This is a genomic window from [Borrelia] finlandensis, assembly GCF_000181875.2.
GTDB classification, from domain to species: domain Bacteria; phylum Spirochaetota; class Spirochaetia; order Borreliales; family Borreliaceae; genus Borreliella; species Borreliella finlandensis.
Genome location: NZ_ABJZ02000006.1, coordinates 32,150 through 47,744 on the forward strand (window position 1 = coordinate 32,150; position 15,595 = coordinate 47,744).

Genomic DNA, 15,595 nt, shown 5'->3' on the forward strand with positions numbered 1-15,595 from the left:
TTTTATGGCAAAAGCACCTAATTTACTGGTTACTTTTTAGATAGGGTTTTTGCAGAGAAAAAAGATTTGCTCGAAAAGTTTATGAAAGAATTTGAAAGCTTTAAAAGTTGAACACTTATGAATAATTTGGTATATAAAGACATAAGATAAGAACTATTATTTCTATAATCTTTGATTTAAAAACAGTAGTGTGCAATAGAATTAAAAAATTTGTAAAAATAAAGGTTGGTCTTATTTAAAATTTGATGTTTATTGCTTATAAATGGTGGTTCTATTTATTTAGATCTTCCTATTTATTGTGGTTAATTATAAAGACCTGTCTTTATTTTGCCCTTCTTATTTAAAAATCAATGTTTTTATTTAATTTACAAAAGAAATATTAAGTTAAATTCCAATAAAATCTGACAAGCTAAAAGACCATATTTAGTATATTTATTTTCTTGTTTTATCTTTTATATATAAAAAATATAATGAGGACTTATGATTTCATCGAAAAGGTTAAGAGAGTATAAAGATAAGTATAGGGATAAAGAAGTTAAATTGAGTGCAGAAATAAATAGTTTTTTAAATATTAGCAATGTTTTTAATATGACAATAGATCATTCTTATTCTGTATTTGGAATGATTTATTCTATTTCTATGGACTCTATTAAGATTATTTTTAAAGAAAATAATATATTGTCCGTTTTGGCTAAAAATAAAAATTTATGTTCTATATAAGTTAAGAAAAATTCAGATTCTAATAATAGTGTGGATTTTTTCCAGATTTGTCTGTTAATCTATTAAGTGTTTCTACTTATTCTCATCAAAATAAAAAATGCAATTTATTAAAATTTGAATTTTCAACTTCTATGCCCGAGGAGATTCTTATTAAAGTGGAAAAACTTCTTGAATTAAAATTTGGACAAAATCAGAGAATTCATGAGGGGATTATTGTTGATAAAAATTCTATTAGAAGACTGAAAATTGATTTTAATAAAGTTTTTATCAAATTTAATGTTAAGAAGTATAAATGCACAATCAAAGATTTGTCTTATAGGGGAGCATTAGTGATTGTTGCTTTTGATGGAGATGTTAATGAAGATATGATTGTCGATTTAATTTTTAATTTATGGATAAGGAGATTTTTATTAGAGGCAAATTAAGAAATTCAGGTTCTATTCAGACGTCTAGTGGAAAGGTTTTTGTGCTTGGTATTGCTTTTGATGAGGATAATATACCACTTGAGTATATTATGTTAATCCACAATTATTTAAATTGTTTTGAAGATTGAAATTTTTTTTATGTGAAAATTGGCTAGCAATGCTTAGTTTATATTTGTTGGTTTTTATTGAAGTTGGGGAAGTTTTTTATTTTAAAATAATTTATTTATTAGGCATTGTATTGGCCTTTTTATAAGCCAAAGGAATAAATTATGATGAATAAAAAAATATTTATTATTTTATTATTCATGTTGTTTCTCTACTTATAATTGCTTTTAATTTTTCTTGTAAAAGATATGCTAAGTATTTTTATAAAACAAGACATTTTGGGGACATGGCATTAAAGGAAGTTTATGAAGAATGTTCTTAATAATATTTAAGAAGAGCTTAAAAAGTTAGAAAGTTTGTAAGAATAAAGTATATAAAATATAAAATACAAGTTACTATTTAAAGTCAAATATTTACTATGTAAATAATAGTTTGCAATAGGCGGAAAAAATTTTTCAATGTTGAGGTTCTATTGGAAATTTGGTCTACACTAATTATTAGTATTTCTATATTATTAGAGCTTTTTTAATTAAATTTATTTGGTTATAAATCCTTATAGTCTTGTCTAAAAATTCCTTAGAAAGAATTTTTTTATCTCATTCACACTGAAGAAGAGCTTAAAACAAGAAAGTAAACAAAGTTGCTACATATCTTAAAGGCGATATTTATCTTACATCTAGATAGCTTGATAGAAAAAAAAGCGGGGCATATTATACTCCAGATGACTTAACTGATTTTATGGTCATATTATCAATTGAAGAGCAGCTTAAAGCCAAGTTCCCCTTAGATATAAGAATCATTGACAATTCTTGTGGCTCAGGGTATTTTTTAATTTCTTGTCTAGATTACTTAACAGAAAAAGTATGGTATCAGCTAGATAAATTTGAAGATGTAAAAAAAGAGCTTGATAAAGAATATGGGATTATTCTTAAAGAAAGTGAAGAATATGATGTTCAAGATAGTATAAGTAAAGAATTGGTGCTTAAAAGAATGCTGCTAAAGAGGTGTATTTATGGTATCGATATTAATCCTATTTCGGTTGAAATTACCATGCTAAGTTTATGGATAAATACCTTTGTTTTTGGAACACCACTAGGCTTTATTGAGCATCATATAAAAGTGGGAAATGCTCTCTTAGGATATACTAAAGATGAATTTTTTGATATTGCAAAAAAGAAATTTGAAAGTGGATTTTCTTTATTTAAAAAAAGAATTAAGGAAATTACAACTATTTTAGAAGATAGTTATCAAAAAATTAAAGGTATTAACGATACTACTAAGGAAGATATCGAAAGATCTAAAAAGATATACAAAGAATATGAGAAAAGTGAATATATAGATAATTTAAGAATAATATTTTCTTTAATTAAACTTTATTCATTATCTTTTGGCAAATCTTTAAATATATAATTTAGTGATATTACAGCTGTAATTAGTTTAATTGAAAATATTTTGAGTAATAAAACTTCTAATGAAGATAATGAAAAAATGGAGAAAATTAGAAAATTAAGTAGCCACTATAAATTTTTCCACTATGGAGTTGATTTTTTAGATATTAGGAAAGGATTTGATATTGTAATTGGAAATCCGCCATGGGAGAAAACCAAGTTTAATGAAGCAGAGTTTTTCTCAAAACATATTCCCAATTACAGAAAGCTAAGCATAAAAGAACAAAACAAAATAAAACAAGAAATGCTTAGTAAAGATAATCATCCTTTGAGCATTAAATACATTGAAGAAAAAATAGTATGAGTACTATTAATAATATTTATAAAAGTGATTTTAAAGATTTTACCAGTGGTGGTGATCCTAATCTTTTTAGATATTTTATAGCATTTAATTTAAAATTAATAAAAGAAAACGGAAATTTAACTTATTTAGTTCCTTCAGCTCTTTGGAGTGAATCTAGTTCTAGATCGCTAAGAAGACATATATTTGCTAACTATAAACTTAATTATATTTATCAATTTCAAAATCAAAAAAGATTTAAAGATGTGGTATCATTTTTTAAATTTGCAATATTTCAGCTTAGTAATACTAAAGTTCCCACATCGAATTTTAAAGCAAAATTCATGATTCAAAGTAGTGATGATATTTTAAAAGAAATAACTAGGGATTTAAAAAACAGTAAAGATGATGCTTATAAAGGAATTGAACTAAATATAAACCAAATCAAGAAACTATCTCCTATTCAAGAATCAATTATTGAATTTAAAGATAGTAAAGAACTTATCTTAATTAACAAAATGTTTAGTAAATTTAGTACTCTTAGTGAAGAATATATTAATTTTAAAAAAGGGCTAGTTCTAAGCATAAAGAATCGTAAATCTTTATTGAAAGAATATAATAATGTAAACTTTATATTTCTTTATTCTAGGGCCAATATCTATAGTTTAATTCAAGATTTTTTTGAAGATAAAAATTCAAAGGAAAGTTCTAAAAATTACTATGGATCGATAAAGATGACTTAGAAAAAGTATTGGCTAAAGATAATCAACATCACTCTGAAAGATCTGCTATAGAGATATTGTAAGAAGCATAAATGAAAGAGCCATGATTAGTACTTTGTCTCCTAGAAATTGTTATTGTATGAATTCACTGTATATAGATTGTGAAAAAATACTAATATTTATTTATAAAAAATTATTTATTATGTCTATTTTTAATTCATTTGTATTTGACTATTTAATAAGAAGATTTGCTTTAAGCACTGATATTGTAAAATCATGTTTATATCAATGCCCTATGCCTCAACCCTAAGAAAAAGAAATTTTAAGTAATTCTTTATATTTAAATTTTGCAAAAAATACTTCTTTACTGATAGCTAAAAATGATCCTTTAAATTTCTCTAATTTACTTTACTTAGAGCACTTTGAATTTAGTAAAGAAAAAGTTAATAAAATTCTAAAATTAGATACTAAAGATGAATTTTTCAAAGAAAAATAAAATGAAAATGACTTTATTGTAGCTAGTCTTTATTCGCTAGCCAAAGAAGATTTTATCATTTTGCTTGGTGATTTTAGGGTATTAAAAAATAAAAAAGGATAAGAACATCTTATATCTTTAATAAAAGGATATGAGAATTATTGTAAAACTAAATTAAGTAGCGAGGTATATCGAAATAAAAGTTGCTTAGTGGCCCGAATCATTTTTACTTATTATACAACAATGAAAGCATTTTTATTAGAATTTTAGTAAAGGATAGAGAATTGTATAATTTTTGCAAACAAGATTCTAAAAGATTGTATTTTATTATTGAAAAAATTTATAAAGACAAAAAGGATATTTTATTTGAGCTAATAATTGAGTATAAAAAAATAAAAGACATAAAAAAACAAAGCCATTGATTTAAAATATATATTATGATATTATTCAATTAGGTTAGGAATTTAATTCCAACACCTATTTATTTGCTGTAAACGGAATAGCCCATATAGGGCCTTTTTGCTATATACAATTTAAATCTAAAATATTATTAATAAAACTAAAAAATTATTAGGAGATGCTATTTTATAAAAAAAATAATTTAAAGTGAAAAAAACTTATATTTAATGTATCTGATTTAGAAATGGCAGCTCAAATATCAAGATTAATGAATATAAAAGTTTTTAATCTTAAACAATAAAAAATAATTAATTTAAGTTGCTAAAAAAATCTCAAATATTTTAAACCAATTGAAAATTAAGACTATAAGCTACTTTTAAGTCCAGGGGCTGGCATTTAAATCAAAAGGGGGCATTCTTATCTTATGAAAAATTTTGTAAAAACTATGAAAAATAAAGGAATCTATTTTGTTTAAGAGCTTGAAATTTATTTATGTAAAAAACTCACTGATAGAATAGTGAATAATAATAAAAGTGTCAATAATCAAAAAAAATATATTTTTTAAAATACCCATTTAGAAATTCTAGAAAGAATATAGTAAAAAACAATTTAAATCCAAAACAAGTTTTTAATTGTAGACTTAGTTTTAATATTGCAAAAAAAAGAAATAGAATGCCAAAGATTGCTAAAAGCAGTATGTTTTCTAAAAGCAAAATATGATGACTGTGCAAAATCAAAAGACCAAAAACATATCAACTTAGAGATATACTGGCTGGTATAAATATCAGGGCATATTTTTCTATTGTATTGATACTTAAAATCTTTGGATGCTAATTTTTCTAAATTAATAGCCATAAAAGGCTCATTATCTAGTGAATTATCTTTATATTAACAGTAAGCATAAAATATATATTCTAATCCCTTCCCAAGAATCAAAATTTTTACCTTATATCATAAAAAGTTTTCTAGAAATTCTTTAAATATTGAAGAGTTTAGACCTTTTGCAGTAACAAAAAAGTATACAGACAAATTTTTAGTTTAACTAAAAAAAGAAATAAAAAAATACTAGCAATGATTTTCTTGAATTTTTTAAAGCTTAAATTGTTTTTATATACCTTCTTATACCGTTATTAAAAAATATCAAGATTCTTTTTATTGATTTTATAAAATTCTTACTTATAAAAAAATAGGGAATATAATTAAGGTAATTCACCCAAATTATTTTTTTCGATAGCTATTTTATGGAAAAGTCCACTAGGAAATATAATTTTAGCCTTGTTTAAATACATTTTATATTCTTTTTCTCTTTTAAGTTGGAAATATCCCTGACTTAACCATACATTTGTTAAATATTTTTCTAAATTTCTTTTACTATATTTGAGAGCCTTTTGTAAAAATTCTATTGCTTTCTTTGAACTGCCCCCTGCAATTCTTGGAGAATATAAATACCACGTTGCTAAAGAAATATTGGCAAATACATTCTCATTATCAATTTCTAAAGATTTAATTAGTGCATTTTTAGCTTCATTTGAGATTTTAACTAATTTCATGCCTCTCGTATATTTTAGAATAGATAAATTTAAATCGCCCAATACCCTGTATGCATCGCTTCTAACTAATTTTTGACAACCTTTAAAGAATTGAGAAGAAATAAAATCTAAAAGATCACTTTTGGCACTTAAAAATATAGAATAACTATCAGAAAAATTTTTAATATTTAAGCTTTGAGACAAAGACGCAATCTGAAAATTAACAATGCTGGCAAGATAATTTTTTCTAATATCCTTAAATGATTCTAACTTCTTATCTAAGGCTTTAAATTTATCTATATAAAAATTTATATAATCAGATTGATCTTTTAAGACAAGCCCAAGCCTATTGTTAATATCACCAGAATAATAATTTTCTAAAATATTATTATACTCCACATTTAAAGTTTCAAAAGAATTCGAATATAGAAAATTAAAATTTAAAATTAGAAAAAAGAAATAATAAAGATAAACTTTCACAACCTTCTACCACCTTATAATTAAAGATAATTCAATAAATAAATTTATCTATATTTGGTTTTTAAAAAATAAAATTATTCCAAAAATTAATGACAATTGGATTCATCGAGTTATATTTTCAATATTATAAATTAAATATAAAATTATAAGAAAAATTAAGGGCAAAATTACGGACTTTTAAAATAAAAAATTACATATAATATACACGTTTAAACTGTGCAAATTTATCAAGGAAACATTTTTTCCCTTGATAAATTCTCTATATCTATAAAAACAAATAAATTACTTATTACTTATTTAAAATTTTTGTTATTTCAGAAGATAAAGTTTCGGTTTTAAGTATTTCATATTTAAGAAAATATTCATACATTAACTTAATGTATTCAATAAATCCTGTCGTTTCTTCTAAAGGATCTTTAATGTTATTTGAATTGGTGTCATTTTCACAATAGTTAATAATTTGATTTACAATGTCAATCCATCTCCTCTTAAAGGCCACCAACTCTTTAAGCTTGCTTAAAACAAGGCTTAATTCTTCTTTATTTAAGCTTATTAATCTATCTATTTGATCGTTTATTTTTTTAGTTGAAAATTCTAACTCATATTGAGAATAATATTGTCCAGCTCTAACCATAATAAAATCTAAATTTTGATTATCAGCAAGGCTTGATATTTTATTAAGAATTTTCCCAAAAGTTCTTATTAATTCCTCATTATAATTTAAAGATGAATAAAACTTTCTTCGTATATCACTGTTTTCATTATGCGAATATTTCTCTCGATTAGAATCTAATATAAGATTATTAAATAGAGAATCCTTCATGCCAAACTGATCTAAGGGTTCGATTTTTGCTTTATCCAAGATTATCTGAGCTTTAACAAACTTGGCAATTTTAATTATTTCAATTATCAAATCTTCTTGGGTCACTTCGCTTTTGAAGTCATTTTCTTTTGGTTTTAAATTTTTTCCAAGTATCTTTTTGCTTTTATTAAATTCAAAATCCTTATTTTCTAATACTGAATTTTCAGAATTACATGACAAAAAGCCTAAAAAATAGATTATTATAATTAAATTATTCTTTTTCAAAATATTCTCCTCATTGATATATTAATTAAATTAATATATCAATGTATTTTAATTTCAAATTTCTTTTAATGAATTATTGAATAAAAAGCGATATTCAAAAAGTATAATTAACAGTATATTAAGTCCAATAAAAATTATTAAATATCCTTAAAATTAGAAAAAATTAGAGCTTAATTCTGCTTTCACAGAAAGTGAAAGCAGAATTAAGCTCTAATGGCGGTCACAAATTAAGGCAAATTTTAAATGGAAAACTTAGCCTTGTTTTAAGGGTACACCAATTTAAAAATAAAATCAATAATTATACAATAAATTAATAAATTTTTTCTTTGAATTCTTTCATAACTTGCTCAATCCAATCTTTTTTATCTGAAAAAACCTTATCCAAAAAAAACTCTGTAAACAATAAAAAAAGCTCTAAAAGTTCATAGCTCTAAAATGTCCACTTCCCAGCTGTCATTGGTATTGCTATATAATGTGTAGCATTTAAAGCACATCTTAATGTTAAATCTAGACTAGGATTTGTATCAATCAAGATATAATCATAATTGATTTTCAATCTTTTTATTTCTAAAGGATTTTTTAGCTTCAAATCAATAGCTTTGTGTTTATTTAGGCAATGAAAATCTCCATTTAAACTATGCAATGTTAAATAGCCGGGAATTAAGTTCAAATTGTTTTCCAAGTTAATAATTGTGTCATTAATGCCTAAATTATCCTTTAAAACCTCACAAATGTTTTTTTCTAAATCTATATTATTTTCCTTTATTTTTTCATAAAAATAACTAGTAGTTGATGCTTGTGTGTCTATGTCTATTAACAATACCTTATATTCTTTTGATAAAAGAGTAGCAAAAATTATAGCACTTGTGCTTTTTCCAACTCCTCCCTTTATGCTAGTAATTGTTATTATTTTTGTTCTTTTTCTATCTATTTGGTTATAAGACCTCCATTTGATAATTTTTTTTTGTCATAAAATTGATATATTTCCTTTTCTAAAGTTAGAAGTATCTTAATCAGAGATTTATAATATTTTTTTTAATTTTGTCTTTTCTTAATAAATAGGAAATTCCTACAATATAGCAAAATATACTTCCTGTTTTGAATTTAAATTGTATATAGTATATTTTTAAAAATGTAGCTGTTTTTAACTTACTATTTTCCTCGTATATTCTTGAAACATTCTTTATTGGTTTTCTACATCCATAGCTAATTCCTAAAAATTTGTCTTCATCTTTTAAAGAAAAAAGGCCAAATGTTTCTGTTTTTTTCCTGTCAAGTAAATTCCTAAATGAAATGAAAAATCTGTAATTTTGATTTTTCTTAGTTCCAAATGCACGAAAATCTAAAAATATTTTAGTATGGTATATATTTTTGTTATCTTTTTTTATTTTTGTTTTTTTATAAGGTTTTCCATAATCTATCTTTAAATGATGAATTTTCTGGTGATTAAGGATTTTTCTTTATCCTTAATTAATTTTAGTAAATCGTAATAGTATTTATTGTTGAACGAATCAGAATATTTTGGTTGTTCTATTTGATTTAAATAGCTTTTTATTATTTTTATTAAAACTTCATTTTCAATTTTGGATTTTATTTTTAATTGTTCAAATAATATGTTAAGTATATTGTTTTTGGTATTTTCTTATGTTGTCTTTATATTTGGTTTATCTATATTTTTTATTTATTATTTGTTTTAAGTAATCATATTTATTTTGATATAGTATAAAATGAGGTTTATTTTTGTATTTTAAATATACATTTTGAAAATGTATATTTAATTCTTTTCATTTAATCCTTCTTTTTCCAAAATTCTTTTAGTTTTTTTAATAACATTTTTAGTTCTTTTTTCTTTATTTTTGCGGTTTTCTTATTTTTTTTAGTTCTTTCATTATTTCTATTTTCATGTTCTTTTTTATATCGAAATTTAAAATCTTTGAAAATGATTTTGTTATAAATTTGCATTTTTTTGCATAATTTTTTATTTGTAAATTTTCAATTCTTTTAATTGTTTCTTTTTCTTTATTAATGTTATTATTACATTCCTTTAATTCTACACCCCTTTTTTTTTGAAAATTCTTTTTTAATGTATTTATTCTTAAGTTAAATCTAATTTCTTTCTTTTCTTTAAAATATTGGTTTATTTTCTGGTAGCATTCTTTTTTGGGATAATTAAGTTTATAATAAATTTCTGTCCCACAATTTATCCCATATGACGATAGTAGTTTGTTGTGACTTTTATTTCGTTATTTAATTTGTAAAGATAGTTTTGTAATGTTTTTATTTTAATAGGTTCTTGATCATTTCTTTTTTAGATTTTCATTAAAGTAATATAATATGTTGCTTTGGGTGTATTTTTAATTTTTATTATTTAAATAGTCTAGTGTTGAGATAAGAACTATCAATTTATGTTGAACTTTGTTTTTAAATTTTTTTGCTTTTCCCATTTTACTTCTCCTTAATTTGTGCATATCTAATATAGATATTATATCAAGATGAATTTAAAAGCAAATTAAAATTAATTTAATAAATATTTGTTTCTAAATCTAAAAGAGTATCAACAGCAAACTTTCCATTCTTAGCCATTCCCCGCAGCACAATAGCAGCAGCAACCTTACTATTCTGATCCATACTACCACCACCATTAGCAGCAAAAGCAGCACCACCTCGCTCAGCCGCCCCAATAGCAGCCGAAATCGGATTATTAGCCGCACCAGCCCGCTGACCAGCCCCAGCCGCACCACCACCAGCCCCACCATTCTTAGCAGCATCAACATTCTCTTTCAATATCTGCTCACCACTAACCGCATTTATAGCCCCAGCCGCTTTCTGTGCTTGCGCATCACTAGCACCCTGACCAGCACCATTAGCCCCAGAGAACAAATGCCCCGCATCCGCATTACCAGTCCTAGTAGCATCACCATCACCAGCAGCTTTTAACAACTCTTTTTTTTCTTCCTTACCAGCCCCAGCTGCCTTCTCAGCAGCATCAACAATCGCCTTCATCCCATTAGCAATCCCTTTAACACTGTTTGTATCAGCTGCACCACCAGCAGCACCATCAGCATTCACAACATTCCCAATCGAAGTCGCAGCATCACTACCAGCCGCTTCAGCAGCCTTCTTAGCAGCATCGGCAATTGCTTTTAACTTTTCGCTAATTTCTTTGACACCACTTTCAACAGCACTTTTCACCCCATCCTTATGATTGGCAAAATTGGCACTATTAACAGCAAACTTTCCATTCTTAGCCATTCCCCGCAGCACAATAGCAGCAGCAACCTTACTATTCTGATCCATACTACCACCACCATTACCACCAAAATCAGCACCTCGCTCAGCCGCCCCAATAGCAGCCGAAATCGGATTAGTAGCAGCACCAGCCCGCTGACCAGCCCCAGCCGCACCACCACCAGCCCCACCATTCTTAGCAGCATCAACAATCTCTTTCAATATCTGCTCACCACTAACCGCATTTATAGCCCCAGCCGCTTTCTGTGTTTGCGCATCATCAGCACCCTCATCATTAGCCCCAGAGAACAAATGCCCCGCATCCGCATTATCAGTCCTAGCAGCAGCAGCACCACCAACAGCTTTTAACAACTTTTTTCCTTCCTTACCAGCCGCAGCTGCCTTCTCAGCAGCATCAACAATCGCCTTCATCCCATTAGCAATCCCTTTAACACTGTTTGTATCAGCTGCACCGCCAGCAGCACCATTAACATTCACAACATTCCCAATCGAAGTCGCAGCACCACTATCAGCCTCTTCAGCAGCCTTCTTAGCAGCTTCGGCAATTGCTTTTAACTTTTCGCTAATTTCTTTGATAGCACTTTCAACAGCACTTTTCACCCCATCCTTTTGATTGTCAAAATTGGCATTATCAACAGCAAACTTTCCATCCTTAGCCATTCCCCGCAGCACAATAGCAGCAGCAACCTTACTATTCTGATCCATACCAGCAGCAAAAGCAGCACCTCGCTCAGCCGCCCCAATAGCAGCCGAAATCGGATTATTAGCCTGACCAGCACCAGCACTAGCCGCACCACCACCAGCCCCACCATTCTTAGCAGCATCAACAATCTCTTTCAATATCTGCTCACCACTAACCGCATTTATAGCCCCAGCCGCTTTCTGTGCTTGCGCATCACTAGCACCAGCATTAGCAGCCCCAGAGAACAAATGCCCCGCATCCGCATTACCAGTCTTAGCAGCATCACCACCACCAACAGCTTTTAACAACTCTTTTTTTCCTTCCTTACCAGCCGCAGCTGCCTTCTCAGCAGCATCAACAATCGCCTTCATCCCATTAGCAATCCCTTTAACACTGTTTGTATCAGCTGCACCACCAGCAGCACCAGCACCATCAGCATTCACAACATTCCCAATCGAAGTCGCAGCATCACTACCAGCCGCTTCAGCAGCATTCTTAGCAGCATCGGCAATTGCTTTTAACTTTTCGCTAATTTCTTTGACACCACTTTCAACAGCACTTTTCACCCCATCCTTTTGATTGTCATTATTAACAGCAAACTTTCCATCCTTAGCCATTCCCCGCAGCACAATAGCAGCAGCAACCTTACTATTCTGATCCATACCACCAGCAGCAAAAGCACCACCTTGCGCAGCCGCCCCAATAGCAGCCGAAATCGGATTATTAGCCTCATCAGCAGCAGCACCAGCACCAGCCCCACCATTCTTAGCAGCATCAACAATCTCTTTCAATATCTGCTCACCACTAACCGCATTTATAGCCCCAGCCGCTTTCTGTGCTTGCGCATTATTAGCACCCGCACCAGCACCATTAGTCCCAGAGAACAAATGCCCCGCATTCGCATTATCAGTCCCAGCATCACCAGCAGCTTTTAACAACTTTTTTCCTTCCTTACCAGCCGCACCAGCAGCAGCCCCGCCAGCCCCACCATTCTCAGCAGCAGCATCAACAATCTCTTTCAATATCTGCTCACCACTAACCGCATTTATAGCCCCAGCTGCTTTCTGTGCTTGCGCATTATCAGCACCATCACCATCATTAGCAGTCCCAGAGAACAAACGCCCCGCACCCGCATTATCAGTCCCAGTAGCATCACCACCACCAACAGCTTTTAACAACTCTTTTTTTCCTTCCTTACCAGCCGCAGCTGCCTTCTCAGCAGCATCAACAATCTCTTTCAATATCTGCTCACCACTAACCGCATTTATAGCCCCAGCTGCTTTCTGTGCTTGCGCAGCATCAGCACCATCACCATCATTAGCAGTCCCAGAGAACAAACGCCCCGCACCCGCATTACCAGTCCCAGTAGCATCACCACCACCAACAGCTTTTAACAACTCTTTTCCTTCCTTACCAGCCGCACCAGCCGCAGCTGCCTTCTCAGCAGCACCAGCACCAGCCTTCTCAGCAGCATCAACAATCGCCTTCATCCCATTAGCAATCCCTTTAACACTGCTTGCATCAGCTGTACCCGCACCAGCACCAGCAGCATTCACAACATTCCCAATCGAAGCAGCATCACTACCAGCCGCTCCAGCTGCCGTCTTAGCAGCTTCGGCAATTGCTTTTAACTTTTCGCTAATTTCTTTGACACCACTTTCAACAGCACTTTTCACCCCATCCTTATAATTGGCAAAATTGTCATTATTAACAGCAAACTTTCCATTCTTAGCCATTCCCCGCAGCACAATAGCAGCAGCAACCTTACTATTCTGATCCATACCATTACCAAAAGCAGCACCTCGCGCAGCCGTCCCAATAGCAGCCGAAATCGGATTATTAGCCGCAGCAGCCCCAGCCCCAGCAGCTGCCTTCTCAGCAGCATCAACAATCTCTTTCAATATCTGCTCACCACTAACCGCATTTATAGCCCCAGCCGCTTTCTGTGCTTGCGCATCACTAGCACCCTGACCAGCAGCCCCAGAGAACAAATGCCCCGCACCCGCATTACCAGCACCAGCATCACCAACAGCTTTTAACAACTTTTTTTCTTCCTTACCAGCCCCAGCTGCCTTCTCAGCAGCATCAACAATCTCTTTCAATATCTGCTCACCACTAACCGCATTTATAGCCCCAGCCGCTTTCTGTGCTTGCGCATCACCCGCACCAGCACCATTAGCCCCAGAGAACAAATGCCCCGCACCCGCATTACCAGCACCAGCATCACCAGCAGCTTTTAACAACTCTTTTTTTTCTTCCTTACCAGCCCCAGCTGCCTTCTCAGCAGCATCAACAATCGCCTTCATCCCATTAGCAATCCCTTTAACACTGCTTGCATCAGCTGGACCAGCACCATCAGCATTCACAACATTCCCAATCGAAGTAGCATCACTACCAGCCGCTTCAGCAGCCTTCTTAGCAGCATCGGCAATCGCCTTCATCCCATTAGCAATCCCTTTAACACTGCTTGTATCAGCTGCACCAGCACCACCATCACCAGCATTCACAACATTCCCAATCGAAGCAGCATCACTACCAGTCGCTCCAGCTGCCGTCTTAGCAGCTTCGGCAATTGCTTTTAACTTTTCGCTAATTTCTTTGACACCACTTTCAACAGCACTTTTCACCCCATCCTTATAATTGGCACCATTAACAGCAAACTTTCCATTCTTAGCCATTCCCCGCAGCACAATAGCAGCAGCAACCTTACTATTCTGATCCATACCACCATTAGCAAAAGCACCACCTCGCTCAGCCGCCCCAATAGCAGCCGAAATCGGATTAGTAGCCTGATCAGCAGCCGCACCAGCACCATCACCACCATTCTTAGCAGCATCAACAATCTCTTTCAATATCTGCTCACCACTAACCGCATTTATAGCCCCAGCCGCTTTCTGTGCTTGCTCAGCACCAGCACCCTGACCAGCATCAGCAGCCCCAGAGAACAAATGCCCCGCATCCGCATTACCAGTCCTAGTAGCATCACCATCACCAGCAGCTTTTAACAACTCTTTTTTTCCTTCCTTACCAGCCCCAGCTGCCTTCTCAGCAGCATCAACAATCTCTTTCAATATCTGCTCACCACTAACCGCATTTATAGCCCCAGCCGCTTTCTGTGCTTGCGCATCACTAGCACCCTGACCAGCACCATTAGCCCCAGAGAACAAATGCCCCGCATCCGCATTACCAGTCCTAGTAGCAGCACCATCACCAGCAGCTTTTAACAACTCTTTTTTTTCTTCCTTACCAGCCCCAGCTGCCTTCTCAGCAGCATCAACAATCGCCTTCATCCCATTAGCAATCCCTTTAACACTGTTTGTATCAGCTGCACCGCCAGCAGCACCAGCCCCACCAGCATTCACAACATTCCCAATCGAAGTCTCATCACTACCAGCCGCTCCAGCCGCTTTCTGTGCTTGCTCAGCATTAGCACCATCACCATCATTAGCAGCCCCAGAGAACAAATGCCCCGCACCCGCATTATCAGTCCCAGTAGCATCACCACCACCAGCAGCTTTTAACAACTCTTTTCCTTCCTTACCAGCCGCAGCTGCCTTCTCAGCAGCATCAACAATCGCCTTCATCCCATTAGCAATCCCTTTAACACTGCTTGCATCAGCTGCACCAGCACCAGCCCCACCAGCATTCACAACATTCCCAATCGAAGTCTCATCACTACCAGCCGCTCCAGCCGCTTTCTGTGCTTGCGCATTATCAGCACCCTGACCATCATTAGCAGTCCCAGAGAACAAACGCCCCGCACCCGCATTACCAGTCCCAGTAGCATCACCACCACCAGCAGCTTTTAACAACTCTTTTTTTCCTTCCTTACCAGCCTCACCAGCACCAGCACCAGCCCGCTGACCAGCCCCAGCACCATCACCACCATTCTCAGCAGCATCAACAATCTCTTTCAATATCTGCTCACCACTAACCGCATTTATAGCCCCAGCCGCTTTCTGTGCTTGCGCAGCACCAGCACCCTGACCATTAG

3 protein-coding genes and 12 pseudogenes are annotated in these 15,595 nt (G+C 32.4%); 4 read left to right on the plus strand and 11 right to left on the minus strand.

The annotated features are described in order from the left end of the window. Positions 1-30: 30 nt before the first annotated feature. The 4 genes and pseudogenes from BSV1_RS07660 to BSV1_RS04520 form a co-directional block, all read left to right on the plus strand. Positions 31-111, plus strand: a pseudogene (locus tag BSV1_RS07660) (chromosome replication/partitioning protein); the annotation flags it as partial. Positions 112-480: 369 nt separating this feature from the next. Continuing rightward, positions 481-1,273 (plus strand): annotated as a pseudogene (locus BSV1_RS07560) (PilZN3 domain-containing protein). Positions 1,274-1,842: 569 nt separating this feature from the next. After that, a pseudogene (locus BSV1_RS06955) lies at positions 1,843-4,295 on the plus strand (Eco57I restriction-modification methylase domain-containing protein); the annotation flags it as partial. A gap of 164 nt (positions 4,296-4,459) precedes the next feature. Further along, entirely contained in the window at positions 4,460-4,597 is a 138-nt protein-coding gene (locus tag BSV1_RS04520) for a plasmid partition family protein (RefSeq protein ID WP_008882886.1), read from the plus strand. Between the two features lie 1,176 nt (positions 4,598-5,773). On the opposite strand, the gene BSV1_RS04530 is transcribed toward BSV1_RS04520, so the two are convergent. From BSV1_RS04530 to BSV1_RS07575, 11 genes and pseudogenes are all read right to left on the minus strand, one after another. After that, complete coding sequence (locus BSV1_RS04530; RefSeq protein WP_008882893.1) at positions 5,774-6,583, minus strand: tetratricopeptide repeat protein; 810 nt, start codon at positions 6,581-6,583, stop codon at positions 5,774-5,776. Between the two features lie 289 nt (positions 6,584-6,872). Next, positions 6,873-7,670 carry a complement regulator-acquiring protein gene (locus BSV1_RS04535; protein ID WP_008882863.1) on the minus strand — a complete coding sequence of 266 codons (798 nt, stop codon included), beginning with the start codon at positions 7,668-7,670 and terminating at the stop codon, positions 6,873-6,875. A gap of 319 nt (positions 7,671-7,989) precedes the next feature. Continuing rightward, positions 7,990-8,601 (minus strand): annotated as a pseudogene (locus BSV1_RS04540) (ParA family protein); the annotation flags it as partial. Further along, positions 8,598-9,106 (minus strand): annotated as a pseudogene (locus BSV1_RS06590) (DUF226 domain-containing protein). The pseudogenes BSV1_RS04540 and BSV1_RS06590, both read right to left, overlap by 4 nt. Before the next feature lie 228 nt (positions 9,107-9,334). Further along, positions 9,335-9,957 (minus strand): annotated as a pseudogene (locus tag BSV1_RS07220) (plasmid maintenance protein). A gap of 266 nt (positions 9,958-10,223) precedes the next feature. Beyond that, a pseudogene (locus tag BSV1_RS07230) lies at positions 10,224-10,859 on the minus strand (variable large family protein); the annotation flags it as partial. A gap of 33 nt (positions 10,860-10,892) precedes the next feature. After that, positions 10,893-12,263: pseudogene (locus BSV1_RS07565) on the minus strand (variable large family protein); the annotation flags it as partial. 225 nt (positions 12,264-12,488) lie between these two features. Further along, positions 12,489-13,277, minus strand: a pseudogene (locus BSV1_RS07245) (variable large family protein); the annotation flags it as partial. Positions 13,278-13,307: 30 nt separating this feature from the next. Further along, a pseudogene (locus tag BSV1_RS07570) lies at positions 13,308-14,195 on the minus strand (variable large family protein); the annotation flags it as partial. A gap of 2 nt (positions 14,196-14,197) precedes the next feature. Continuing rightward, a pseudogene (locus BSV1_RS07155) lies at positions 14,198-15,185 on the minus strand (variable large family protein); the annotation flags it as partial. Positions 15,186-15,299: 114 nt separating this feature from the next. Further along, positions 15,300-15,595: pseudogene (locus BSV1_RS07575) on the minus strand (variable large family protein); the annotation flags it as partial.